At 71.0% G+C, this 24,019-nt stretch carries 21 protein-coding genes and 1 tRNA gene; 11 read left to right on the top strand and 11 right to left on the bottom strand.

Annotated features, from left to right (window positions below):
- Nucleotides 1–59 precede the first annotated feature (59 nt).
- Together leuA and AB0F81_RS05175 are read right to left on the bottom strand one after the other, a co-directional pair.
- Entirely contained in the window at nucleotides 60–1,787 is a 1,728-nt protein-coding gene (leuA, locus tag AB0F81_RS05170; RefSeq protein WP_360191189.1) for a 2-isopropylmalate synthase, read from the bottom strand.
- A 179-nt stretch (nucleotides 1,788–1,966) separates the two neighbouring features.
- Nucleotides 1,967–2,761 (bottom strand): hypothetical protein, encoded by a 795-nt coding sequence (locus tag AB0F81_RS05175; RefSeq protein WP_360191192.1) that lies wholly within the window; start codon nucleotides 2,759–2,761, stop codon nucleotides 1,967–1,969.
- A 121-nt stretch (nucleotides 2,762–2,882) separates the two neighbouring features.
- Here AB0F81_RS05175 and AB0F81_RS05180 point away from each other — a divergent pair, with 121 nt between their 5' ends.
- Genes AB0F81_RS05180 through cutA form a run of 3 tightly spaced genes read left to right on the top strand, consistent with a single transcriptional unit; the run spans nucleotide 2,883 to nucleotide 5,552 of the window.
- The gene (locus AB0F81_RS05180) at nucleotides 2,883–4,148 is read left to right on the top strand and encodes an aspartate kinase (RefSeq protein ID WP_360191195.1); all 1,266 of its coding nucleotides are present in this window, start codon (nucleotides 2,883–2,885) and stop codon (nucleotides 4,146–4,148) included.
- Nucleotides 4,149–4,156: 8 nt separating this feature from the next.
- On the top strand, nucleotides 4,157–5,224 hold the full coding sequence (locus AB0F81_RS05185; RefSeq protein WP_360191198.1) for an aspartate-semialdehyde dehydrogenase: 1,068 nt from the start codon (nucleotides 4,157–4,159) through the stop codon (nucleotides 5,222–5,224).
- The gene (cutA, locus tag AB0F81_RS05190) at nucleotides 5,217–5,552 is read left to right on the top strand and encodes a divalent-cation tolerance protein CutA (RefSeq protein WP_360191201.1); all 336 of its coding nucleotides are present in this window, start codon (nucleotides 5,217–5,219) and stop codon (nucleotides 5,550–5,552) included. Before AB0F81_RS05185 ends, cutA begins: the two co-directional genes overlap by 8 nt.
- Nucleotides 5,553–5,605: 53 nt before the next feature.
- Here the strand turns inward: cutA and pyrE are convergent, their stop codons facing one another.
- Complete coding sequence (gene pyrE, locus AB0F81_RS05195) at nucleotides 5,606–6,130, bottom strand: orotate phosphoribosyltransferase (RefSeq protein ID WP_360191204.1); 525 nt, start codon at nucleotides 6,128–6,130, stop codon at nucleotides 5,606–5,608.
- Between the two features lie 150 nt (nucleotides 6,131–6,280).
- On the opposite strand from pyrE, the gene AB0F81_RS05200 reads away from it, so the two are divergent.
- Nucleotides 6,281–6,550 (top strand): hypothetical protein, encoded by a 270-nt coding sequence (locus AB0F81_RS05200; RefSeq protein ID WP_360191207.1) that lies wholly within the window; start codon nucleotides 6,281–6,283, stop codon nucleotides 6,548–6,550.
- 27 nt (nucleotides 6,551–6,577) lie between these two features.
- Here AB0F81_RS05200 and AB0F81_RS05205 read toward each other — a convergent pair whose 3' ends face one another.
- The 3 genes from AB0F81_RS05205 to AB0F81_RS05215 all read right to left on the bottom strand — a co-directional run bounded on the left by AB0F81_RS05205 (nucleotide 6,578) and on the right by AB0F81_RS05215 (nucleotide 8,780).
- Complete coding sequence (locus AB0F81_RS05205; protein ID WP_360191210.1) at nucleotides 6,578–7,615, bottom strand: GGDEF domain-containing protein; 1,038 nt, start codon at nucleotides 7,613–7,615, stop codon at nucleotides 6,578–6,580.
- 121 nt (nucleotides 7,616–7,736) lie between these two features.
- Nucleotides 7,737–7,813 (bottom strand) — tRNA-Pro (locus tag AB0F81_RS05210).
- Between the two features lie 73 nt (nucleotides 7,814–7,886).
- The gene (locus AB0F81_RS05215) at nucleotides 7,887–8,780 is read right to left on the bottom strand and encodes a metallophosphoesterase (RefSeq protein ID WP_360191213.1); all 894 of its coding nucleotides are present in this window, start codon (nucleotides 8,778–8,780) and stop codon (nucleotides 7,887–7,889) included.
- A 25-nt stretch (nucleotides 8,781–8,805) separates the two neighbouring features.
- On the opposite strand from AB0F81_RS05215, the gene AB0F81_RS05220 reads away from it, so the two are divergent.
- Entirely contained in the window at nucleotides 8,806–9,258 is a 453-nt protein-coding gene (locus AB0F81_RS05220) for a GatB/YqeY domain-containing protein (protein ID WP_360191216.1), read from the top strand.
- Between the two features lie 72 nt (nucleotides 9,259–9,330).
- Here AB0F81_RS05220 and AB0F81_RS05225 read toward each other — a convergent pair whose 3' ends face one another.
- Entirely contained in the window at nucleotides 9,331–11,754 is a 2,424-nt protein-coding gene (locus tag AB0F81_RS05225; RefSeq protein WP_360191219.1) for a transglycosylase domain-containing protein, read from the bottom strand.
- Between the two features lie 328 nt (nucleotides 11,755–12,082).
- On the opposite strand from AB0F81_RS05225, the gene AB0F81_RS05230 reads away from it, so the two are divergent.
- Entirely contained in the window at nucleotides 12,083–12,385 is a 303-nt protein-coding gene (locus tag AB0F81_RS05230; RefSeq protein ID WP_041832981.1) for a WhiB family transcriptional regulator, read from the top strand.
- A gap of 26 nt (nucleotides 12,386–12,411) precedes the next feature.
- On the opposite strand, the gene AB0F81_RS05235 is transcribed toward AB0F81_RS05230, so the two are convergent.
- Genes AB0F81_RS05235 through AB0F81_RS05245 form a run of 3 tightly spaced genes read right to left on the bottom strand, consistent with a single transcriptional unit; the run spans nucleotide 12,412 to nucleotide 15,526 of the window.
- Nucleotides 12,412–13,542: an ArsA family ATPase gene (locus AB0F81_RS05235; RefSeq protein ID WP_360191390.1), complete on the bottom strand. Its 1,131-nt coding sequence runs from the start codon at nucleotides 13,540–13,542 to the stop codon at nucleotides 12,412–12,414.
- 48 nt (nucleotides 13,543–13,590) lie between these two features.
- The gene (locus AB0F81_RS05240; RefSeq protein ID WP_360191223.1) at nucleotides 13,591–14,541 is read right to left on the bottom strand and encodes an ArsA-related P-loop ATPase; all 951 of its coding nucleotides are present in this window, start codon (nucleotides 14,539–14,541) and stop codon (nucleotides 13,591–13,593) included.
- A 22-nt stretch (nucleotides 14,542–14,563) separates the two neighbouring features.
- The gene (locus AB0F81_RS05245; RefSeq protein WP_360191226.1) at nucleotides 14,564–15,526 is read right to left on the bottom strand and encodes a hypothetical protein; all 963 of its coding nucleotides are present in this window, start codon (nucleotides 15,524–15,526) and stop codon (nucleotides 14,564–14,566) included.
- A gap of 125 nt (nucleotides 15,527–15,651) precedes the next feature.
- Here AB0F81_RS05245 and AB0F81_RS05250 point away from each other — a divergent pair, with 125 nt between their 5' ends.
- The 5 genes from AB0F81_RS05250 (at nucleotide 15,652) to AB0F81_RS05270 (ending at nucleotide 21,902) form a co-directional block, all read left to right on the top strand.
- Nucleotides 15,652–15,807 (top strand): DUF4177 domain-containing protein, encoded by a 156-nt coding sequence (locus AB0F81_RS05250; RefSeq protein WP_360191229.1) that lies wholly within the window; start codon nucleotides 15,652–15,654, stop codon nucleotides 15,805–15,807.
- An 85-nt stretch (nucleotides 15,808–15,892) separates the two neighbouring features.
- Nucleotides 15,893–16,384, top strand: a complete 492-nt coding sequence (locus tag AB0F81_RS05255; protein WP_360191232.1) for a RidA family protein — start codon at nucleotides 15,893–15,895, stop codon at nucleotides 16,382–16,384.
- 94 nt (nucleotides 16,385–16,478) lie between these two features.
- The gene (locus tag AB0F81_RS05260; RefSeq protein ID WP_360191235.1) at nucleotides 16,479–17,282 is read left to right on the top strand and encodes an MBL fold metallo-hydrolase; all 804 of its coding nucleotides are present in this window, start codon (nucleotides 16,479–16,481) and stop codon (nucleotides 17,280–17,282) included.
- Nucleotides 17,279–20,875, top strand: a complete 3,597-nt coding sequence (locus AB0F81_RS05265) for an adenylate/guanylate cyclase domain-containing protein (protein ID WP_360191238.1) — start codon at nucleotides 17,279–17,281, stop codon at nucleotides 20,873–20,875. Before AB0F81_RS05260 ends, AB0F81_RS05265 begins: the two co-directional genes overlap by 4 nt.
- A 31-nt stretch (nucleotides 20,876–20,906) precedes the next feature.
- Nucleotides 20,907–21,902, top strand: a complete 996-nt coding sequence (locus AB0F81_RS05270) for a serine/threonine-protein kinase (protein ID WP_360191242.1) — start codon at nucleotides 20,907–20,909, stop codon at nucleotides 21,900–21,902.
- Nucleotides 21,903–22,004: 102 nt separating this feature from the next.
- Here AB0F81_RS05270 and AB0F81_RS05275 read toward each other — a convergent pair whose 3' ends face one another.
- Nucleotides 22,005–24,008: a biotin carboxylase N-terminal domain-containing protein gene (locus AB0F81_RS05275; protein WP_360191244.1), complete on the bottom strand. Its 2,004-nt coding sequence runs from the start codon at nucleotides 24,006–24,008 to the stop codon at nucleotides 22,005–22,007.
- Between the last annotated feature and the right edge of the window lie 11 nt (nucleotides 24,009–24,019).

Genomic DNA, 24,019 nt, shown 5'->3' on the forward strand with positions numbered 1-24,019 from the left:
CCGTACCCGATCTTGCCGCGTGCCACCCGGGTGACGGGCGGCACGCGGCCGGGTGAAACTCAGCGGGCGCGGTTGACCGCGCTGGTCACCGCTTTGATCGAGGCGCTCACGATGTTGGCGTCGATGCCGACGCCCCACACGGTGCGGTCGCCGACCTCGACCTCGACATACGCCGCGGCCTGGGCGTCGCCGCCGGAGGTCAGCGCGTGCTCGTTGTAGTCCAGCACCCGGGCGGTGATCCCCAGCGGCTCGATGGCCTGCACGAACGCGGCGATCGGGCCGTTGCCGACGCCGACCAGCGGCCGACGCACACCCCGGTGGAACACCTGGACGTCGATCTCGACCTTGCCGTCCACGGTCGACGTGCTGTAGCTATCCACCTTGAAGGCGGTCGCGACCTGGTTCTCCACCAGGTACTCACCGGCGAAGATGTCCCACATCTGCTGCGGGCCGACCTCGCCGCCCTCCTCGTCGGTGTGGTGCTGCACCACGCCGGAGAACTCGATCTGCAGCCGCCGCGGCAGGTCGAGCTTGTGCTCCTCCTTCATGATGTACGCCACGCCGCCCTTGCCGGACTGCGAGTTGACCCGGATGACCGCCTCGTAGGTGCGGCCCAGGTCCTTCGGGTCGACCGGCAGGTAGGGCACACCCCAGGTGAAGGAGTCGATGTCGACGCCGGCGGCGTCCGCGTCGGCCTGCAGCGCGGCGAAGCCCTTCTTGATCGCGTCCTGGTGCGAGCCGGAGAACGCGGTGTAGACCAGATCACCCGCGTACGGGTGGCGCTCGTGCACCGGCAGCTGGTTGCAGTACTCCACGGTGCGCTTGATCTCGTCGATGTTCGAGAAGTCCACCTGCGGGTCGATGCCCTGGGAGAACAGGTTCAGCCCCAGCGTGACCAGGTCGACGTTGCCGGTGCGCTCGCCGTTGCCGAACAGGCAGCCCTCGATCCGGTCGGCGCCGGCCAGCAGGCCCAGCTCGGCGGCGGCCACCCCGGTGCCCCGGTCGTTGTGCGGGTGCAGGCTCAGCACGATGCTGTCGCGCCGCGGCAGGTTGCGGTGCATCCACTCGATCGAGTCGGCGTAGACGTTCGGCGTGGCCATCTCGACCGTGGCCGGCAGGTTGATGATCAGCGGACGGTCCGGGGTCGGGTCGATCACGTCGATGACCGCGGAGCAGATCTCCAGTGCGTACTCCAGCTCGGTGCCGGTGTAGGACTCCGGCGAGTACTCGTAGAAGATTTCGGTGTCCGGGGTGTGGATCTCCGCGTACTTCTGGCAGAGCCGGGCGCCGGTCGTGGCGATGTCGGTGATGCCGTCCTTGTCCAGGCCGAACACCACGCGCCGCTGCAGCGTCGAGGTCGAGTTGTAGAAGTGCACGATGGCCCGCTTGGCGCCGCGGATCGCCTCGAAGGTGCGGTCGATCAGGTGCTCACGGCACTGCACCAGCACCTGGATGGTGACGTCGTCCGGGATCAGGTCCTGCTCGATCAGCTGCCGTACGAAATCGAAGTCGGTCTGGCTGGCGGCCGGGAAGCCGACCTCGATCTCCTTGTAACCCATCTTCACCAGCAGCATGAACATCCGCCGCTTGCGTTCCGGGGACATCGGGTCGATCAGGGCCTGGTTGCCGTCGCGCAGGTCGACCGCGCACCAGCGGGGGGCTTTCTCGACGTGCCGCGACGGCCATTGCCGGTCGGGCACGGAGATGGAGAACTGCTTCTGGTACGGCTCGTAGCGCTGGAAGGGCATGGCGCTGGGCCGCTGAGTCTCGAACGGGTTGGTGGACATGTGGCTGCTCCTGTCAGAACGAAGACGAGCAGGCGGCGTGCATCAACTCCGCGACGAGGTGCCGGCCTGGAATGGGGCCTCGTCGCGGCAGCGAAGGAGAAGGTACGCATGCCACATGTCGCCAAACACGTTACGTGATCCACTTCCGCACGGCTAACCTATCGCCCGGATCGTGGGACTCAGGCGGGCGGCGCGAAGCTGGGCTGTACCACCGGCGGAGGGCTCTTCATTCCCATCGGCTGGCCGCCCGTCTCCGGGCCGGGCATCTGCACCGCCTCCGGCCCGTCGATCTTCTGCACCAGCTTGAACACGCCGAAGTCGACCCGGGCCGCGGTCAGCAGGCCCTCCGGGGAGTAGCAGTAGATGCCGACGTCGACCGGCGCGTCCAGAGCGGCCGAGACCGAGTCCACCGCGTAACAGGAGCCCTGCGCGCCGGCGAGCGGCTGCACCGCGGAGACGGCCAGCGGCGCCTGCCGGTCGGTGAAGACCGACAGCCACTGCCGGAACAGGCGCTGCACCTTCGGGTCGTACTTGCGCGGCACCTTCTCACCGCGCTCGGCCACCCGGACGCAGCCCGGCGTGACCGGGGTGGTGGGGGTGGGCAGGCTGCACTGGTAGACGCCGTTGGCGGTGCGGACCACCGAGACGCCGGCCGTGCCGCCGAGCGCGCCGTTCGGGATGTCCACCCGCCAGCTGCCGTCCTTCGCCACGGTCGCCACCACGCTGCGCGGCGCGCCGTCACCGACGTCCCAGGAGTAGAGCGCGGCGTACCGCAGATCCAGGCCGAGAGCGGCCAGGCCGGCGAGGGCGTCACGGGCGTCGCCGGCTGGTTCGGCGGAGGCCGGGGGCGCCGGGCTGCCCGACGGTGTCGCCTCGGGGTCGCCGGCGCTGCACCCGACCAGGCCGGCGGCCAGGAGGATGACGGTCAACGCGGAAAGGCGCACCGCGACATTCTTCACCTCATCCCGCGACACGCGGCCTCTGTGCCTCCGGCGTGTCGCGCCCGTACCGGCCGGATTCTGGGATCGCCTGTCGAGCAGCAGCACAGGCGCGGCTAGGGTGGTTCCGACTGATTAGCTGGAGGATTGGTTCGCCGTGGCTCTTGTGGTGCAGAAGTACGGTGGTTCGTCGGTCGGGACCGCCGAGCGCATCAAGCGCGTGGCCGAGCGCATCGTGGCCGCCCGCAAGGCCGGCGACGACGTCGTGGTCGTCGTCTCCGCGATGGGTGACACCACGGACGAGCTCCTCGACCTGGCCAACCAGGTCAGTCCGCTGCCGCCCGGTCGCGAGCTGGACATGCTGCTCACCGCCGGTGAGCGGATCTCGATGGCGCTGCTCGCCATGGCGATCCACAACCTGGGTTACGAGGCCCGGTCCTACACCGGCTCGCAGGCCGGCGTGATCACCACCTCGGCGCACGGCAAGGCCCGGATCATCGACGTGACCCCCGGTCGCCTGCGGACCGCGCTCGACGAGGGCGCGATCGCCATCGTCGCCGGGTTCCAGGGCGTCTCGCAGGACACCAAGGACATCACCACGCTCGGTCGCGGCGGTTCGGACACCACCGCGGTGGCGCTCGCCGCGGCGTTGCACGCCGACGTCTGCGAGATCTACACCGACGTGGACGGCGTCTTCACCGCCGACCCGCGGATCGTGCCGGACGCGCAGCACATCAAGAAGATCACGTACGAAGAGATGCTCGAGCTTGCCGCGGGCGGGGCGAAGGTGCTGATGTTGCGATGCGTGGAATACGCGCGCCGCTTCAAGGTGCCGATCCACGTACGCTCGTCGTACTCGAACAAAGAAGGCACGCTCGTCACCGGATCGATGGAGGACCTCGACGTGGAGCAAGCACTGATCACCGGGGTCGCTCACGACCGCAGCGAAGCCAAGATCACGATCGTGGGGGTGCCGGACGAGCCGGGCGCCGCCGGCCGGATCTTCGAGACCGTCGCCCAGGCGAACATCGACATCGACATGATCGTGCAGAACGTCTCCACCGAGGGCACCGGGCGCACCGACATCTCGTTCACGCTGCCCAAGGCCGACGGGCCGGGCGCGATGGCGGCGCTCGACAAGATCAAGGACCAGATCAAGTTCAAGAGCCTGCTCTTCGACGACCACGTCGGCAAGGTCTCGCTGATCGGCGCGGGCATGCGCTCGCACCCGGGTGTCGCGGCGGCCTTCTTCGCCTGCATCGGTGCGGCCGGCGTCAACATCGAGATGATCTCCACCTCGGAGATCCGGGTCTCGGTCGTCTGCCGGGACACCGACCTCGACACCGCGGTCCGTGCCGTTCACGACCAGTTCGAGCTCGGGGGTAACGAGGAGGCAGTCGTCTACGCGGGCACCGGCCGGTAACCCGGCCGATGGCGCAGCCAACGCTGGCCGTCGTCGGAGCCACCGGCTCCGTCGGGTCCGTCATGCTCGAGCTGCTCTCGTCGCGGCGCAACGTCTGGGGCGAGATCCGGCTGATCGCCACGGCCCGGTCGGCCGGCAAGGTGCTGACCTGCCGGGGTGAGCAGTTGGTCGTGCGTGAGCTCAGCGCCGACGCGTTCGACGGCGTCGACGTGGCCATGTTCGACGTGCCCGACGACGTGTCGCTGCAGTGGGCGCCGATCGCGGTCGCCCGCGGCGCGGTCGTGGTCGACAACTCCTCCGCCTTCCGGATGGAGCCCGACGTTCCGCTGGTGGTGCCCGAGGTCAACCGTGAGGTGGCCGGGCACCGCCCGCGCGGCATCGTCTCCAGCGCGAACTGCACCACCGCGGCGATGATCATGGCCGTGGCGCCGCTGCACTACGAGTACGGGCTGCGCGAACTCGTCCTGGCCTCGTACCAGTCGGCGTCCGGCGCCGGCCAGTTCGGCGTGGACACCCTGCACGACCAGCTCTCCAAGGTGGCCGGCGACCGGCTGCTCGGCTCCCGGCCGGGCAACGTGCGCCAGGCGGTCGGCGACGATCTGGGCCCGTTCCCGGCGCCGCTCGCGCTCAACGTGGTGCCCTGGTCCGGCCAGCTCGCCGATCTCGGCTGGTCCTCGGAGGAGCTGAAACTCCGCAACGAGTCCCGGAAGATCCTCGGCATTCCGGCGCTGAAGGTCTCCGCCACCTGCGTGCGGGTGCCGGTGGTCACCGGCCATTCGGTCGCCGTGCACGCGGTCTTCGCCTCCGAGGTCACCGCCGACGGCGCCCGGCAGGTGCTGCGCAACGCGCCCGGTGTCATCCTGGTCGACGACCCCGAGGCCGGCGAGTTCCCGATGCCGATCGACGCGGTCGGCACGGACCCGTCCTGGGTGGGCCGGATCCGCCGCGCCATGGACGATCCGCGGGCCCTCTCGCTCTTCGTGACCGGCGACAACATGCGCAAGGGCGCGGCGCTGAACACGGTGCAGATCGCCGAGCTGATCGCCACCGAGCTGAGCAAACGGGCCGATGGCTGACCCGGCCGGCACCGGCATCTGCGAGGTCGTGATCACCGCCGCCGACCCGGAGTGGCTGGCCGACTTCACCCGCCGGCTGGTGTCCGACCGGCTCGCCGCGTGCGGCCAGCAGGTCACCGCGATCCGCTCCATCTACCGCTGGGACGGCGCGATCCAGGACGACCCGGAGGCGCGGGTCGCCCTGCACACCCGGGCCGACCTGGTCGACCGGATCATCGAGCGGGCCAACACCGAGCATCCGTACGACGTGCCGTGCGTGCTCGCCCTGCCCGTGCTGGCCGCCAATCCGGCCTACGTGACGTGGGTCCGCGAGGAAACGCTGCCCTGACCGGTCCCCACCCGCCGCCGCCCGCGTCAGCGTCAGCGGCGGGTGGGTGACGGTCAGGCGGCGGCGTCGAGGTCGGCGCGGGTCAGCAGGGCCCGCAGCGTGATGCCCTCGGCGGCCAGCGCCTGGGCGCCGCCCTCCTGGCGGTCGATCACGCAGAGCGCGTGGTCGACGTGCGCGCCGAGCTTGCGCAGGTCGTTGGTGGAGATGACCACCTGGCCGCCGGAGGTCACCACGTCCTCGACCACCAGCACGCGGCGGCCGGCGACCTCGGCGCCTTCGGCGAGGCGGGCGGTGCCGTACTGCTTGGCCTGCTTGCGGACGAACGCGGTGGGCAAGCCGGCGTGCCGGGCCAGGGCGGTGACGACCGCGATGCCGCCCATCTCCAGCCCGGCGAGGACCTCGGTGCCCTCCGGGATCAGGACGGCCAGCTGCTCGGCCAGCTTGTCGAGCAGGACCGGGTCGGCCTCGAACTGGTACTTGTCGAAGTATTCGGTGGCGGTGCGGCCGGAGCGCAGGGTGAATTCGCCGGTCAGCCGGCTCACGCTGCGAACCTGGCGGGCAAGGTCGGAGTCAGTCACAAGGATCCAGCTTGTCAGGCCGCCGGGTAGGCCCGTACGGCACCCCTGGCGGTCACCCGTTGGCGTACTTGATCACCGCATTACCGCATCTTATGTCTGTTTGGGGTAGCTTTCGCCTAATTAGCGGCTTGCGCCCGGAAGGAAAGTTCTGTGACACCCTTCGCGATGCTCTTCCTGCTCGCCCTCGCCGGCTCCTCCTGCTTCGCCCTGGGGCGTGCCCTCGGCCGTGGCGAACGTTACGAGCGCGGCTACCGGGAGGGCTTCCGCGACGGCGAGACCGGCTCCCTCGCCCGGGCCACCCGGCTCATGCAGCTCAGCGACCGCCCGTCCATCGCCCCCGTGGTGGAGACGATGCTCGGGCCGTACGCGGTTCCCCAGCAGGTGGCGCCTCGCAAGGTGGGTGCTCAGCTGGCTCTCTGACCGACAACTCCGGTGGTCCGGGCCGGGTCAGGCAGCCCGGGAGCGGTGCTTGTTGCGGTACATCGCGGCGTCGGCCTCGACCAGCAGATCGTCCAGGCTGATGGACTCACCGGCACCACGCCCTGCCGCACCGATGCTCACTCCGACGGTGACGATCGGGCCGCCGAGGTCAATCGGCGCCGTGATGGCGTTGCGGATCCGATCCGCCAGATCGGCGGCCTCGTCAAGTCCGGCATCGGGCAACAGCACCACGAACTCATCGCCGCCGAGGCGGCACGCCAGATCCTTCTCCGGCAGAACGTCGGTGACCCGCTGGGCCAGCTCGCGCAGCAGACGGTCACCCGCAGCGTGCCCATGGGTGTCGTTGACCTGCTTGAAGCCGTTGAGGTCGAGCAGCAGGACCGCCATCGGCGTTCGTACTGACTTCTCGGCGTGCTCCGCGAGGCTGGCCCGGTTGGGCAGACCGGTGAGCAGGTCGTGTGACGCCTGGTGGTGCATCGCCTCCCGAGCCGCATCCAGCTGCTGGATATGACGAGCGAAGGCGGACGACTGCGTGCCCGCGTGCAGGGCGACCACCAGATGCACGACAATCGCGTAGGGCAGGTCCTCCGGCCGGTCCGCGCGGTCCCCGAGAGCGATCAGTATCGTCGCGAACGCCGCGGAGGAGACCGCCCAGGAGATCAGCGCGCCGCGGAGCCGGTGGCGAACGGCAGCGGACACGATGGGGATCGCGAGACCCGGCCATGTCGTGATGTCGCTGCTGATCTGGAAGACCGCCACGATCCCGATCATGACCAGCATGTCGCAGACGACCTGGACGGCGCTGAAACGGTCGTAGCGCGGACCGTCAGGCCGACGGTAGTTGAGCACCGCCATCACATTGCCCAGAATCATGATCGCGATTCCGGCGAGGCACGCGCCTTTGAGATCGGCAGCCGTTCCGCCCGGCAGTGGCAGCCAGCCGAAGACGAGAAAGACCGTCGAGATCAAACCGCTGGCGCGCGCCGCGAACGTGCTGGCCTCGACAGCGCGACGGCGACGCAGCAGAGAGTCTTCCCCGTCCATCACAGCGCTCCCATCGGCGTGGCCGGCGAGCACATTAAGGTTCGGCGGCGACTCGTCCGGGCGCACAGAAGCGGCAGGCCCGGTCACCGTGAGCGGTGACCGGGCCTGACCTGCAACCACGTGGTCGGGGTGGCGGGATTTGAACCCACGGCCTCTTCGTCCCGAACGAAGCGCGCTACCAAGCTGCGCCACACCCCGAGCTGCGAGAGAAATACTAGCTGACGCCCTCAGCGCCCCGCCAACCGGTATCCCCGAACAGCGAAACCGCAGGTCAGCGCGGTATCAGTGTCAGCAGCGTGGCCTCCGGGCGGCAGGCGAAGCGGATCGGCGCGGTGGGATGAGTGCCCAATCCGGCCGAGACGTGCAGCCAGGCCTCCGAGCCGGGCCAGCGGTGCAGGCCTTTCGCCATGGTCCGCGGCAGGTCGCAGTTGGTGGTGAGGGCGCCGTAGCCGGGCACGCAGACCTGGCCGCCATGGGTGTGGCCGGCGAGCAGCAGGTCGAAACCGTCCGAGGCCATCGCGTCCAGGACCCGGGAGGCGGGCGTGTGGGTGACGCCCAGGTGCAGGTCGGCGCCGGGGCTGATCGGACCGGCGACGGCGGCGTAGTCGTCGCGGTCGACGTGCGGGTCGTCGACGCCGGCCAGCTCGATCGAGCGGCCGCCGGCCTTGAGGATGGTGCGGGCGTTGTTCAGGTCGGCCCAGCCGGCGTCGGTGAAGGCGTCCCGCAGGTCGTCGGCGGGCAGGTCGACACCCTGCACGTACTCCCGCTCGGGCAGCAGGTACTGCAGGGGGTTCTTCCACACCGGACCGCGGTAGTCGTTGGAGCCGAAGACGAACGCGCCGGGCCGGTCGAGCAGCGGCTCCAGGGCGCGCAGCACACCGGGCACCGAGTACGGCGAGGCCATGTTGTCGCCGGTGACGACGACCAGGTCCGGGTCGGTGCCGACGAGCGCGGCCACCCAGTCCTGCTTGCGCCGCTGCTCCGGCATCATGTGCAGGTCCGACAGGTGCAGGATGCGCAGCGGTTCCGCGTCCGGCTCCAGCACCGGGACGTCGAAGCGCCGGAGCGTGAACATGTTGCGCTCGATCAGGGAGGCATAGGCGAACGTCGCGCCGCCCAGCGCGGTCAGAGCGGCGGCGGCCGAAATAAGGGAGCGCTTACGCATGACGGCAAGGGTAGTTTCTCCGTCCATGGGAACGCTGAAAGACCGCCTGAACGATGACCTGCACGCCGCGATGAAGTCCCGGGACGAGCTGACCACCTCGACGCTGCGGATGGCGCTGTCCGCCGTGCGCACCGCCGAGGTCGCCGGGGACGAGGCCCGTGAGCTCACCGACGACGAGGTGCTGACGGTGCTCACCAAGGAGGCGAAGAAGCGGCGTGAGGCGGCGACCGCCTTCGCCGGTGCGGGCCGTGCCGACCAGGCGGCCAAGGAGTCGGCCGAGGGCGAGGTGCTGGACCGCTACCTGCCGAAGCAGCTCTCCGACGACGAGATCAGCGCGCTGGTTGCCGAGGCGCTCGCCGCGGGCGGGTTCAGCGGCAAGGCCCAGATGGGCCCGGCCATGAAGGCGGCCCAGGCGGCCGTGGCGGGGCGCGCCGAGGGCGGCCGGGTGGCCGCCGAGGTGCGGCGCCAGCTCGGCTGAGGCCCCGGCGACACCCTCGGGTACGCGAAAACGGGCGGGAGATCGACTCTCCCGCCCGTTTCCGGTGCTGCGCTAGTTGCCGTTGCCCCGGCCCGGACCCGGCGGCTGTGGGCCGCCCTCCGGGGTTTCCGGCTTCTCGTTCTTGCCGTTGCTGACCTCGATGATCACGGCGCCGTTCTTGATCGTCCGGCCACTCGGGTTGGTGCCCGCCGCGGTGCCCTTCGGGCACTTCGAGTCGACCTCGCTGCCGATCGACACCTCGAAGCCCGCACTCTCCAGCTTGGCGCGGGCCGCACCGAGCGAGTCGCACTCCACGTTCGGGATCGAGCGCTGATCGCCGTACGCGATCTTGGTGCTGCCGGGCTTCTTGAACTGCTGCTTCGGCTTGCCCTTCATGTATTCCTTGAGCGTGTGCTGCACCGCCGGGTTGATGATGTCGTGGCTCATCCGGTCGCGGTGCTCCGCGTAGTCCGGGTTGGCCATGTAACCGGCGACGACCAGCTTCGTGGTGCCGGCGATCAGCGACGCGGTCTTGTCGTTGTCGGTGGTGCCGGACTTGCCGAAGACCGGGTGGCCGACGATGCCCTTGGTCGGGCCGGCGGTGGAGCCGTTGCAGGCACCCATCTGGGCCGAGTCGCCGACCGGGCAGCGGGCCGCGTCCAGCGCCGCCCGGGCCACGTCCTTGGTGGTGGCCCGGATGCAGTGCGGCTTGCCGATCTCGAGCTTCTCGCCGTCCTTGGTGGTGATGTTCTCCACCGGGGTCGGCTGGCAGTACATGCCGTCACCGGCGAGCGTCGCGTACGCGTTCGCCATGTCCAGCGGGGTCGAGCTCGACACGCCGAGAGTGAACGCGCCCCAGCCCTTCGCCTTCTCCGGGTTGTCGGCCATGTCCTTGTCGTTGCCCGCCCGGAACTGCACGCCGAACCGCTTGGCCACGGCCACCACCTTGTCGGCGCCGGCCCGCTCCTCCAGCGGCACGAAGTACGTGTTGATCGACTTCGCGAACGCGCTCCACATGGTGAAGACGCCCACACCCTTGCCGGAGTTCTTCGGGCACCACTGGCTGGTGCCGCGGCACGCGGAGGAGTCGCTGGGGCTGGTCTTGTACTTCGACTCGTACTGCGCCTCGGTCTTGATCGTGTAGCCGAGCGGGTAGCCCGCTTCCAGACCGGCGATGATCGTGAAGATCTTGAACACCGAGCCGGCCTGATAGCCGTTGATGTCGCCACCGCCGCTCAGCAGCGGGTTCGTGGTGTTCGGGTGGGTGCCCCGGATCTTCTTGGCGGCCTTCTTCGGGTCCGAGGAGATCTTGTTCTGCGGGTTGTCGGGGTCGTCGAGCTTGTACTTCCGGTTCGCCGCGAGCAGCCGGACCTTGCCGGTGGCCGGTTCGATGCCGGCCAGCAGCACCGCGTTCTGGCTCTCGTCCTTCTGCCGCTTGGCGATCTCGGTCCGGGCCGCCGCCTGGCCCTTCAGGTCGATCGTGGTGACGACCCGGTAGCCGCCGCTCTTCAGCCGGCGCTCCCGGTCGTACTCCGTCGAGCCGAAGGCGGGCTGCTGCATCCACCAGCGGTAGAAGTAGTCGCAGAAGAAGCCCCAGTAGTTCTTCGCCACCGAGGTGCAGCCGTTGCCGATCTGCTTGACCTTGGTGGGGACCTTCTCCTTCTTCGCCTCGTCGGCCTGCGCCTGGGTGATCGCGCCCATGGTGACCATGCCGGGGATGATGTAGTTGTCGCGCCGCGCGGTGATTTCCTTGTGTCCGGCCGGCGTCGTCGGGTTGTAGCTGGTCGGGGCCTTCACCATGCCGGCGAGCATGGCCGACTCGGCGATGCTCAGGTCCTTCGGCTTCTTGTTGAAGTAGACCTGGCTGGCGGCGAAGACTCCGTAGGCCTGGGCGCCGAACGGCGCGGTGTTGAGGTAGCGCTCCAGGATCTGGTCCTTGGTGAGCTGCTTCTCGACCTGCAGCGCGTACTTCATCTCGGTGATCTTGCGCTTCGCGCTGTCCTCGGTGGCGTCGACCACCTCCTGCGGGTTGGTGGCCGAGTAGGCCAGCGACATCCGCACGTACTGCATGGTGAGGGTCGAGGCGCCCTGCTGGGCGCCGCCCTGGCTGTTGCCCACGAACGCGCGGGCGACGCCCTTGAGGTCGACGCCGTTGTGGTCGTAGAACTTGCGGTCCTCGGCGGCCAGGATCGCGGCCTGCATGTTCTTGGAGATGTCCTTCAGCGGCACGTCGCTGCGGAACTCGTCGTAGAACTGCGAGAGCTGCGTGCGCCCGTCGGAGGCGTAGATCCGGCTGATCTGCGGAGAACTGAATTCCTTGAGCTCACTGGGCAGATTCGCGAACGTCTGGCCACCCGCTTTTGCGGCTAGTCCGGTCATAGCCGCGGCGGGGAACGCGGCTGCCGCAACGACCACGCCGGCCAGCAGGCCGCACACCATGAGCGAGGTCGCGTTCGTGAAGATGTTGTGATCGCGTCTGCGAAGCCAGGAGGTCACCCGAGCAGGGTACGCGAACAGTGCACGCGACTGCCCGCCGAGAAGGTCCCACTCGCCCGATAAGAGTGTGACGTGTCACCCGGGTCGGCGGAGCGTTTTCGTGCTTCTGCACCGAAGATACCCCCGTTCCGCTACACCTCCCTGGCCAGTATGCCCGGAACTACCGGGCTATACGTATTTGAGGGACAACGTTGCGTAATCGCCCAACTACAGAGCATGATGGTCCGGCGAGACATCGCACGGCGTCTGCGCGGCAGGGAGTTCGTACCCGGGGGGACATCGGGGCCGCGCAGACGCAGGGGGTGAAAAGCAAGGGGGGACGTTAACCGTGGGGATGATCAGCGACTGGCCCAGCATGGCGGCATGTCAGAGTGGCGACCCTGACGCGCTGTTCGTGCAGGGCGCCGAGCAGAACGTGGCGAAGAGGATCTGCCGCAGCTGCCCGGTCCGCTACGAGTGCCTCGCCGACGCCCTGGACAACCGCATTGAGTTCGGCGTCTGGGGAGGCATGACGGAACGGGAGCGGCGGGCACTGTTGCGCCGTCACCCGCATGTGGCGAGCTGGCGGAAGATGTTCGAGGCCGCACTGCGGGAGAAGGGCGCCGACAAGGTGCTCGTCTCCACCCGCTGATCAGGCGAGTAGGAACCGCGCGCTGATCAAGCGAGCAATGCTCCGATCGTCCGCAGCCCGTCGACGTCGTGCACGTCGGCGGGCTGCGCGGCGATCGCGGTGGTGGGAACCGCCGGAAACGCGTCGGTGAAGGTGGCGGACACCCGGATCTCACGGTCGGTCTGCCGCAGCAGCGCCGCGTGGATGCGCAGCACGTCAGCGGCCGACCGCAGGTCGTCGTCGGCCTCCAGCCGCTCGGCTGCCGCCTCGCTCTCCTCCGCGGTCAGGCCGGCCGGCTCGGTCTGATGCATCCGGTTGAGCACCAGGCCGCTCAGCGGCATCCGCTCGGCCACCAGCCGCTCCGCGAAGTACGCCGCCTCCCGGATGGCGTCCCGCTCCGGCGCGGCCACCAGCAGGAACGCCGTCTGCGGGTCCTGCAGGATCCGGTACGTCTGGTCGGCGCGCTGCCGGAAACCGCCGAACATCGAGTCCAGCGCGGCGACGAAGCCGGACAGGTCGGTGAGCAGCTGCGCGCCCAGGATTTTCTGCACCGCCCGGGAGAACAGCCCGAACGACGCCGTCACCAGGCTGAACATGCTCCGCCCGCCGGTCCGCGCGGGCGCCAGCAGCATCCGCAGCATCCGCCCGTCGAGGAACCGGGACAGCCGCGCCGGCGCGTCCAGGAAGTCGAGCGCGGAACGCGACGGCGGCGTGTCGACCACGATCAGGTCCCACTCCTCGCCGGCCCGCAGCTGGCCCAGCTTCTCCATCGCCATGTACTCCTGCGTGCCGGCGAAGGTCGAGCTCATGGCCTGGTAGAACGGGTTGGCGAAGATCTCCGCCGCGCGCTTCGGCGTGGTGTGCTGCTCCACCACCTCGTCGAACGTGCGCTTCATGTCGAGCATCATGGCGTGTAGCTCACCGCCGCCGGCCGAGGCGTCGATGCCCTTGACCTGCCGGGGCGTGTTGTCGAGCTCGGTCAAGCCCATGGACTGCGCCAGGCGCCGGGCCGGGTCGATGGTGAGCACGACGGTGCGGCGGCCGTGCACCTCAGCGGCGCGCAGGCCGAGAGCGGCAGCGGTAGTAGTTTTGCCGACCCCGCCCGAGCCGCAGCACACCACGATGCGGATGGCCGGGTCGGCGAGGAGCGCGTCGACGTCGAGGCGTGGGGCGGTCAATTCAGCCACTACTCCAGAGTAAGGCGTCTTGATCGGACAATGCCCTGATCAAGCCTGCATCAGTCGGGCCGCGAACAGCTTCAAACCCGCCAGGTCGACCCCCTCCGGCAGCTGCGGCAGCTCCACCATCGGCCGTCCCAGCTCGGCCAACTCCATCCGCAGTGACTCCTCCAGCTCGCGCCGGGTCAGGTGTGCCTGTGCCTCGGCTGCGAGTTGGCTCACCGTGCCCTGGGAAGCGGGCAGCCCGGCCGCGGTGAGGCCGCGCTTGATCTCCGCCTTGGTCACCTTGCCGGCCGGGAGCAGGGCGGGCCGGGCGCCGTTCACGATGACCCGGCCGACCGGGATGTTCAGCGCCTTCAGCTCGGTGATGGCGTCCAGGCTCTCCTGGACCGGCATCTCCTCCAGCAGCGTGACCACGTGCACCGCGGTCATCGGCGAGCGCAGCAGGGCCGCCACGCTCTCGCTCTGCGTCTTGATCGGACCGACCTTGACCAGCCGGGCGGTCTCCTCGGTGACGTTCAGGAAGCGGCCCACCCGGCCGGTCGGCGGCGCGTCCAGGACCACCGCGTCATACATCCGGCGGCCGTCGCGGGACCGGGTGGTCGCCTCCTTGACCTTGCCGGTGAGCAGCACGTCGCGCAGGCCCGGGGCGATCGTGGTGGCGAAGTCGATGGCGCCGACCTTGCGCAGCGCCCGGCCGGCCGCGCCGAGCTTGTAGAACATGTCCAGGTATTCGAGGAGGGCCTCCTCGGGGTCCACGGCCAGGGCGCGGACCTCACCGCCACCGGTCGTGGTGGCGATCCGCTGCTCCGCGTAGGGCAGGGGCTTGAGACCGAACAGCTGGGCGATGCCCTGCCGGCCCTCCACCTCGACCAGCAGGGTGCGCCGGCCGCCGGACGCCAGGGCCAGTGCCAGGGCGGCGGCCACGCTCGTCTTGCCGGTCCCGCCCTTGCCGGTCACCACGTGCAGCCGCTCCGGCCAGTTCTGGTGTTCGCCCATGACTCAAAGGTACGGGCTCGATTCAGCCGGAGACGTCGCAGACCAGCCAGCCGGACTTGCGGATGACCGTGAACTCCAGATCCTGCGCGGCGGTCTTCTCGTCCTCGGTCGACATCACGACCCGTACGCCGACCGTGGCCTCGTCGTCGTCGCGGCTGGCCACGTCGGGGTCGTCCCAGCGGAAGACGGCGCCCTCATAGCCGTCCGCGTACGCGCTGATCTGCTCGACCCGCTGAGCGAGCTTGGCCTCGTCGCGCGACTTGCGGCAGACCAGATCCCCGGCGGCGGCCGGGTCCTGTTGCGTGTAGACCGCGGTCAGGAAGCGGTTGACCGCGGTCATCGGGTCCGGCGAGCCCGGGTTGTCGGCGTCCCGGAACAGGTAGTACGCCGAGACCGCGCCACCACCGCAGAGCGCCAGGGTGGCCGCGAAGGCGATCGACAGGAAGACGGTCGAGCGCCGGCGCGGGTCGCCCGGCAGCAGCGGCGACTGACCGGACGGCGGGCCCACCCAGATCGGCTCCGGCTGCGGCTGGATCTCCGCCGGCGGGGAGTGCTGGAAGGCCAGGTGCTCCGGCGGCTGGTGCCGCCACTCGCCGGGTTTCTCGTGCTGGGCGTGCCAGGGACCGCTCGGCGGCGGCTGGTGCCAGCCCGGCGGCGGCGTGTGCGAGAGCACCTGGGCCGGGTCGGGCGGGGCGAACACCACCGGGTGCTCGGCGGTGTCGGCGTGGGCCGACGGATCGGCCTCCGCAGACCGCGGTCCGGATGCCCCCGCGACATCCGGACCGCTGTGCTGAACGACCGGTGGTGGTGGCCCGCCGGCGACGGGCAGATCGACCGGTGGGCCGGTCCCGGCCGGGCCGCCGGCGTGCGGCGGCTCCGGGATCGGGATCGGCTCGTCCGGGGGGATCGGCATCGGCGGTTCCGGCTCGGGCGACGGCGGGGGATCCGGATGTCCGGACCGGTCGCCGTCTGCGTGCTGCGTCATGTCACCCTCCGCTCAGTGATGGCATGTGCACGGTGCGTCAGCTTTCCCGCTCAGCCTAACCAACCACCTGATCCGTCGCGTCCTAAGCTGTGCCGGTAGCCGACGGATAGGGAGTAGTCCACGCCATGCAGAAGTGGGAGTACGTGACCGTGCCGCTGATGGTCCACGCGACCAAGCAGATCCTCGACAACTGGGGCGAGGACGGCTGGGAGCTGGTCCAGGTCGTTCCGGGCCCGAACCCGGAGAACCTGGTCGCCTACATGAAGCGGCCCAAGTCATGACCGACTGCACCGAGCGGCACCCGGCCGCACCGGCCTATGACTCCGCAGGCGAGGGCCCGGAGGGCATGACCATGAAGGCTCAGTCGTGACCACCCCGGCCCCGGTCGCCGGTGAGGGCGGCGTCGACGCGTACGCGAAGCTCGCCGAGCTGGGCCTGACGCTGCCGAAGGTGGTGCCGCCGCTCGCGTCCTACGTTCCCGCGGTGCAGTCCGGCAACTACGTCTACGTCTCCGGCCAGCTGCCGCTCGTGGACGGCAAGCTGCCCAAGGCCGGCAAGGTGGGCGCCGAGGTCACTGGAGAGGAGGCCACCGAGATGGCCCGGATCTGCGGGCTGAACGCGCTGGCCGCGATCGAGTCGCTGGTCGGCCTGGGCCGGCTCGTCAAGATCGTCAAGCTGACCGGGTTCGTGGCGTCCGCGCCGGGCTTCACCGGTCAGCCGGCCGTGGTCAACGGGGCCTCGAACCTGTTCGGCGACGTCTTCGGTGAGCAGGGCCGGCACGCGCGCAGCGCCGTCGGGGTCTCCGAACTGCCGCTCGGCGCACCGGTCGAGGTGGAAGTCATCGCCGAAGTGGCCTGATCTTGGGGGATTCGGGCGCTTTTGGTGACCCAAGGTGACCGGATCGGACATCGTGTCTCGGCCATTGCCGGGGGTGCGACGTACGATTCGGGTCATGGGGGGTGCTGAGCCCGAGTCGGCGGAGGTCGACCGGCTACCGGGTTGGGTGACGCTGCTGCGAGCGCCCAACCCGGGTCCGATGACGCTGGACGGCACCAACACCTGGATCTTGCGGGCGCCGGGCGCCGACTACGCGACCGTGATCGACCCCGGCCCGCTCGACGAGGGTCACCTGCGGCGAATAGCCGAGTTCGGCCCGTTCCAATTCATCCTCATCACGCACGGTCATCACGACCACGTCGAGGGCGCCGACCGGCTCTCCGAGCTGCTCGGCGGCACCGCGGTGCTCGCCGCCGACCCCGGGTTCTGCCGGCACGGTGAGGCGTTGGACCCGAAGGAGCATCTCGGCGGGAACGGGCTCGAAATACAGGTGCTGGACACTCCGGGGCACACGAGTGATTCGGTGTGTTTTCTCGTCGAGTGTGGGAACGAGCGGGCGATGTTCACCGGCGACACCATTCTCGGGCGCGGGACCACGGTGGTGGCCCGGCCGGACGGCGACCTGGGCGCGTACCTGCGAAGTCTGGACGTGCTCAGCGCGTACCCCGAGGTTCTGATGTTGCCGGGCCACGGACCGGCCCGCGCCGACACGGCCGAGCGCGCCGGCTTCTACCTGGACCACCGCCGTGAGCGATTGGCGCAGGTGGCGGCCGCGATGGCGGCCGGGGCGACCACGCCGGAGGCGGTGGTCGACGTGGTCTATCCGGACCTGGAACCGGCGCTGCGCTTCGCCGCCGAGTGGTCCGCCGCCGCCCAGCTGGAATACCTGAGCCGGACCGACCGGTTGGATCGGCCGTGACCTGCCCCGTGTGCGGGACCGTCGCCGTTCCCGGTGCCCGCTTCTGTCATAACTGCGGCGCAGCCCTGCCCTCGGCCGCCTCGCTGCCCGCCGCCGAGCGCCGCATCGTGACCGTGCTCTTCGGCGACCTCTCCGACTTCACCTCCTGGTCGGAGGACCTCGACCCGGAGCGGGTCGGCGCGGTCACCGACCGGGTGCTGGCCGCGCTGGCCGGCGCGGTGAAGACCTTCGGCGGGCACGTGGACAAGCTCACCGGCGACGGGATCATGGCGGTCTTCGGGGCGCCGGTGGCGCACGAGGACGACGCCGAGCGCGCGGTGCGGGCCGCGCTGAGCATGCAGCGCGCGGTGCGCCGGGTCCTCGACGACGAGCGCGGCGGCGGGGCGCCGCTCGGCCTGCGCGTCGGGCTCAACACCGGCGAGGTCGTGGCCGGCATGCAGGCCGGTATCGAGTACACGGTCATCGGCGACACGGTGAACACCGCGGCCCGGCTGGCCGACGCCGCCGCGGTCGGTGGGGTCTACGCGGGCGAGCGGACCAGTGCGGGCACCCGGCACGTCGCCTCCTGGCGGCAGCTGCGCCCGCTGCGGCTCAAGGGCAAGCGGGAGCCGGTCCCGACGTACGAACTGCTCGGCCTGCACGACGCGCCGGGCACCCGCTCCGGCCTCGGCGACGAGGCGCCGTTCGTGGGGCGCGAGACCGAGCTGGGCCGGGTCTCCGGCCGGCTCGCCGAGGCGATCGACTCCGGCACCCCGCGGATCATGGTGATGACCGCGGAGGCCGGGATCGGCAAGTCCCGGTTCGCCGGCGAGGTCAAGCGTCTCGCCCTCGACTACAACGGGCACGGCGCCCGGGTGCTGCGGGTGCGCTGCCGGGCGTTCGGCGAGCGCCGCCGCTACGCGCCGCTGGCCGACCTGATCCGCAAGGCCGCCGGCCTGCCCAAGGACGTGGTCGCCACGGTCGGCCGCTCGGTCGTCGAGGAACGCCTGCGCAAGCTGGCGAACCGGCTGGGCGCCCAGTTCGACACCGACCGGCTGCTGGTGCTGCTCGGATACGGCGAGGCCAAGACGAACCAGGTCGGCCCGGCCGCCCCGGCGGACTGGCCGCCGAGCGCCAAGCGGGTCGACGCCGAGGCCATCTCGATCGCGGTGGCCGACGTGCTCAGCGCGCTCGCCGCCGAGGCGCCGCTGATGGTGATCGTGGACGACCTGCACGACGCCACGGCCACCACGATGGACGCGCTCGGCAGCACGCTGTCCCTGCTGGACGGCCCGGTCGTGGTGCTGCTGCTGGGCCGGCCCGAGCTGGTCCGCACCGCCGGGGCGATGACCCGGCTGGCCGACGCCGAGGTGCACACGCTGCCCCCGCTGCGCGGCGCCGACGCGTCTCGGCTGCTCACCTCCTATCTGAACGGCGGCAAGCTGCCCTCGCACGACAGCGACCGGCTGCTCGCCACCGCCCAGGGCAACCCGTTCTACCTGGCCGAGATGGTCACCCTGCTGATGGAGCGCGGCCTGCTCACCCCGGCGGTGGGCGCCAATGCGGTTGGCCGGTGGCAGCTGGCCGCCGGGTCGCTCGGCAGCCAGCTGCTCTCCCGGGACCTGGCGGCCGTGCTGGCGGCCCGCATCGACGCCCTTCCGGCGGAGCCGCGGGCCGTGCTGCGCGACGCGTCGGTGGCCGGGACGACCGTGCCGAGCGGGGTGCTGGAGGCGCTGCAGGAGCGGCGGGCCGGCACCGACATGCTGCCCGGCGCGGTCGCGACCGTGGAGCTGGAGCGTGCCGTCGACGAGCTGCTCCAGCGCCGCATGCTGCACCGGGCGCGCGGCGGCTACCAGTTCACCACCCCGCTGATGCGGGAGGCGGCCTACGCGAACATCGGCAAGGCCGACCTCGCCGAGCGGCACGCCTACCTCGCGACCTGGGCGGCGCCGGAGAACATCCGGGAGGGGCACGACGGCGCGGTCCGGCTCAACCTGACCGACAACGAGCGGGACGCGTTCATCGCCACCCACGCCGAGTGCGCGGTCGAGCTGGCTGACGCGGTCAGGCTGCGGCCGGACGCCGCGGCCCGCGAGGTCGCCCCGCTGGGTGTGGCGGCGCTCGGCCGGATGGCCCGGCGCGCGCTGGCCAACATCGAGCCGGCCGCCGCGATCGAGTACGCGGAACGCGCCGCCGCGCTGACCAGCGACGGCCTGCCGCTGGCCGACCAGCTGGTGCACGCCCGCGCGCTGCTGCGCCTGGGCCGGGCCGAGGACGCGCTGGCGTACGGCGAGAAGATCACCGAGGCCGCCGAGGACGATCCGGTGTGCCGTGCCGAGGGGACGATCCTGGTCGGCCGGGCGTACGAGGCGCTCGGCGACACCACCCGGGCCGTGGCCGCCTGGCAGGAGGCCCTGGAGGTGGCGACCGAGGCGCAGCTGCTGCCGGAGCGGGCCAACGCGATGCGCCGCCTCGGCATGGCCGACTTCCTGGCCGGCAAGCTGAGCCAGGCGAGCAGCCGGTTCGCCGCGGCGTACCAGGTGACGCTCGCCGCCGGCGACCGGCACGGGCAGGCCTGGGCGCTGCAGAACCTGGCCTGGGTGACCACCACCCGGGGCGACTTCGCCGGCACCGACGCGGTGCTGGGCCGGGCCGCGCGGCTCTTCGCCGAGCTGGGCGACCCGGTCGGGCGGTCCTGGCTGCGCGGCACCACCGCCTTCGCCCGGCTGCTCGCCGGCCGGCTGCAGGAGGCCCGCCGGCTGGCCCGGATCTTCCTGCCCTTCGGTGACCGGGTCGGCGAGGGCTGGGCGGTCGGCACGCTGCGCGTGGTGGAGGCCTACGCGGCCGCCGAGCTCGGCGACCTCGGCGCGGCGGACAGCCAGGCCCGGCGGGCGTTCCGGGAGTTCAACGAGCTCTCCGACGACTGGGGCCGGGGCCTGGCCATGGTGGTGCGCGGCGCCATCGCCCGCAGCCTGAACGAGCTGGACCACGCCGCCGACCTGCTGACCGACGCGCTGGTCTACGCCGAGCGCACCGGGCACCCGCTGCTGCTCGGGATGGCCGGCACCCTGCACGGCTTCGTCGCGTTGCAGCGCGGCGACCTGGCCACCGCGGAATCCGACGCGCGCCGGGTGATGACCGCGGTCGAGCCGCACAATCCGCTGGCGCCGGCCCAGGTCGGCCCCCGGGTGCTGCTGGCCGAGGCGCGCAACCGGGCCGGGGACGCGGGCACCGCGATCGGGCTGCTGGCGCCGATCGCGAGCGACACGTCCACCCCGTCGCTGCTCTTCTCCCGGCGGCACGCGCTCGCGGCGTACGCTTCGGCGCTGCTCGCCGACGGCCGGGTGGAGTCGGCCCTGACCTGGATCGAGCGGGCCCGTGAGGTGCCCGCCGAGGACGTGCGCAGCGGCGTGATCGCGGCGATGGTGCGGGCCCGGGTGCTGGCCGCCGCGGACCGGTGCGAGGAGGCCCGGGCGGCGGCCGAGGAGGCGGTCCGGCTGGCCCACGCGACCGAGCAGGCGAGCGAGCGGGTGGCGGCCGAGGAGCTGCGTGACACCCTCGCGGTGACCGTCGTCGAGGAAACTGTCGCCTACGCGTCTGACGTGCCCGGATGATCTTTGATCCGGCTGGCGTATTTTCTTTAGCGTGACGGAGACCCCGCCTGGCGCCCTGCCCGTACCGTACGTGCCAGGCATGTCCGGCTTGTCGGTCATGGCACGGGGTGGTTATGCGACCGTGTACCGCGCGACCCAGGACTCGGTGGGCCGTGAGGTCGCCATCAAGATGGAGAACCGCACCCTCGACAACGCCCGCGACCAGGCCCGCTTTCTGCGGGAGGCACGCGCGGCCGGCCGGATGTCGTCGCACCCGCACGTGGTCGACCTCTTCGACGTCGGGGTGACGGTCGACCAGCACCCGTACCTGATCATGGAGCTCTGCGACGGGTCGTACCTGGACCGGATGCGGGTCTCGCCGCTCAACCCGGTCGAGGCGCGCGACGTCGGCATCAAGATCGCCGACGCGCTGGTGCACTCGCACGCCAACGGCGTGCTGCACCGCGACGTGAAGCCGGCGAACATCCTGTACTCGCACTTCAACCCGGCCGTGCTCGCCGACTTCGGGCTCGCGGTGCTGGGCGAGATGCGCGACTCGTCGGTCACCCTCGAGGTGCTCACCCCGGCCTACGCGCCGCCCGAGATGTTCCGGCACGACAGCCCGTCCGGCGCCTGCGACGTCTACGCCCTGTGCGCCACTCTCTACGCGGTGATGAACGGCCGCCCGCCGCGCTGGCAGAGCGACCGCAGTCCGAGTCTGATCACGCTGATGGACCTCTTCCACCAGCCGATCCCGGAGCTGCCCGGCGTGCCGCGCGCCCTCACCGACATCCTGCGTTACGGCATGGCCAACGACCCGGCCTCCCGGCCCACCGCCGAGCAGCTCCGTGACCTGCTGAACAACCTGCAGCTCGACCCGAACACACCGCAGCCGCCGCCCACCGTCTATCGCTCGGCGACCACGCCGAGTTACCAGCCGCCGCGGCCGCGCCCGATCGTGCCGAACACGCCGACCCGCGAGGACGACACCCCGACGGTGCACAACCCGGGCGCCCGGAAGGGCTTCTTCAGCCGCTGGTTCAGCTGAGCACGCCGGTCACGCTGCCTTTTCGGTACGGCGTGGTGGCCCCGCCGAACCACCCATGCCCGTGACATGCGCCGGGCGTGGGTGGCCGCAGCAGCCTCACCGTCACTCGGGGTCGAGGACGGCCAGCAGTTCGCCGGTGTCCACCTCGGCGCCGGGGTGAACCGGCAGCGAGGCGACCACGCCGGCGGCCGGGGCGTGCACCGGGTGTTCGAGCTTCATCGCCTCCAGGGTGAGCAGCAGCTCGCCCGCCCGGACCCGCTGACCGGGAACGACCAGCACGCGGCGGACCGCGCCGGGCAGCGGGGCGATCAGTGAGCTCTCCGCGGCCTCGGGAGCGGGCAGCGGGAAGCGGGAGATCTCGCGGAGGGCGACCGAGCCTTCCGGGCTGTCCACGTACGAGACGTCGCCGACCCGGTGCACCAGGACGGTGAGCCGGATGCCCTGCACGTTGAGCACCACCCGGTCGCCGCTGGCCTGGACCACGACGATCGGCGGGTGCTCGTCCATCGGGGCCTGACCGAGGCCGGCCAGATCGAGCTCCTCGGGATCGACGGCGCGCACCCACCAGCCGGCCAGGTCGCCGTGCCGGTTCATCCGGTAGCCGACCTCCACGGGGCCGGTCGGGCCGTCGTACACCGCGGTCTGGGAACCGGAGGGAACATTGCGCCAGCCTGACGGCAGCGAGCCGAGCACCGGCGCCGTCGCGCGCCGCGCCGCGGCGCCGGCGAGGGCGGCGGCGAGGCAGGAGAGACGCACCGCGTCGACCGAGGAGAGCAGCGGCGCGAACACCTCGGGGTGCCGGTCCAGGAACCCGGTGTCGATGGCGCCGGAGCGGAACGAGTGGTGGCGCAGCACCCGGACCAGCAGGTCCCGGTTCGAGACGACGCCGTGCAGCTGGGTGCGGGCCAGCGCGGACGCCAGCATCCGGGCGGCCTCCTGCCGGCTCGGCGCCCAGGCGATCAGTTTCGCCAGCATCGGGTCGTGGTGCATGCCGATCATCGAGCCGTCCGCCACCCCGGCGTCCAGGCGCAGGCCGGGCTGCGGCAGCGGGCGGAACGAGCCGGCCACGTCGGGCACCGCGAACCGGTGCAGGGTGCCGGCGGCGGGCAGCCAGGCGTATGCCGGGTCCTCCGCGCAGACCCGCACCTCGATGGCGTGTCCGCGGATCGGCGGGGGCCCGGGCATCGGCAGGTTGCCGCCCTCGGCGACCAGCAGCTGCAGGCGCACCATGTCATAACCGGACACGCACTCGGTGACCGCATGGTCGGCCTGCAGCGTCGGGGTGAGTTCGAGGAACCAGAAGTCGCCGTCCGCGTCGAGGAGGAACTCGACCGCGCCGGCGCCGACGTAGCCCAGCGCCCGGACCGCGACGATCGCCGCCCGGCACAGCTCCTCGCGCAGCGCCGGGTCGACCGCCGGCGACGGGGTCTCCTCGACGATCTTCTGGTAGCGCCGCTGCACCGAGCACTCCCGCTCACCGAACGGGACCACCGAGCCCTGCGCGTCGGCCAGGATCGGGATCTCGATGTGGCGCACGTTGGTCACGTACGGCTCGCAGAACACGTCGCCGCCGACCTCGCGGCGGGTCGAGGCCACCGCCTCGGCCAGGGTGGACGCGTCGCGTACGACGCGCATCCCGGTGCCGCCGGAGCCGGTCGCCGGCTTGATCAGGACCGGGAAGCCGGGCACCCGGTCCGGCTCGGTGAAGGTCGGCAGCACCGGGACCTGCGCCTCGGCGACGAGCTTCTTCACCTCGGGCTTGACGCTCAGCGTCCGCAGCGTCTCCGCCGGCGCACCGACCCAGATCATCCCGGCCTCGACCACCGCGGCGGCGAAATCCGGATCCTCGGCGAGCACGCCGATGCCGGGATGCACGGCGTTCGCTCCGGCCCGCTGCGCGGCCGCGATCAGAGCCTCGGTACGCAGGTAGGTGGCCGACGGGGTGTTGCCCGGCAGGTGGACCGCGTAGTCGGCCTCGGTGACGTGCGGTGCGTGGGAATCGACGTCGGAGTAGACGGCGACCGTCTCGATGCCGACCAGTCGGCAGGTGGCGAACACCCGGCGGGCGACCTCACCACGGTCGGCCACCAGAAGTCGTCGGATCACTGGTCTACCTT

Origin of the sequence: Actinoplanes sp. NPDC024001, from assembly GCF_040638955.1 — a bacterium.
Lineage (GTDB): Bacteria > Actinomycetota > Actinomycetes > Mycobacteriales > Micromonosporaceae > Actinoplanes.